This window comes from Streptomyces sp. DH12, assembly GCF_020873895.1.
Classification (GTDB): domain Bacteria; phylum Actinomycetota; class Actinomycetes; order Streptomycetales; family Streptomycetaceae; genus Streptomyces.
The window spans coordinates 1-387 of sequence record NZ_JAHWGT010001684.1 but is presented as its reverse complement, the minus strand read 5'-3'; the positions used below and the strand labels follow the sequence as shown (position 1 = coordinate 387).

General features: G+C 66.9%; 1 pseudogene. It reads left to right on the top strand.

Going from position 1 to position 387, the window contains the following annotated elements:
* Window positions 1-183 precede the first annotated feature (183 nt).
* A pseudogene (locus LPA54_RS41735) lies at window positions 184-387 on the top strand (hypothetical protein); the annotation flags it as partial.

The window sequence follows — 387 nt, the reverse complement described above, 5'->3', positions numbered from 1 at the left end:
GGCGAAGAGCGGATGTGCCCTGGGCAAGCATTCACCACGTGAGGCGCTCAGCGACAGACCGCGGGCGGCCCGTACATGACCCTTGCGTGAACGATGCCTCTCCCGGCTGCATCCGCGCCCGCCTGCGGACCGGGGTAGCTTGAGGCTCATCAGGCCAACCGGTGTCCAAGAGAGGGTCGCGTCATGACCGAGGAGTTCCTCATGCGCCTCGACGACGGGATGCTCGCGTACTTCCGCGACATGGCGGACGAGATGGTGAACCGGTTCGGCATCTCGCGGGCGGAGGCCGTGGCGAGGATCAACGCCCGCTACGGCGACTGCGACATCGAGCCCTACCCCGACCTCATGTGCCACGAGGAACCCGCGTATTGGGCGTACGGCGCCTAC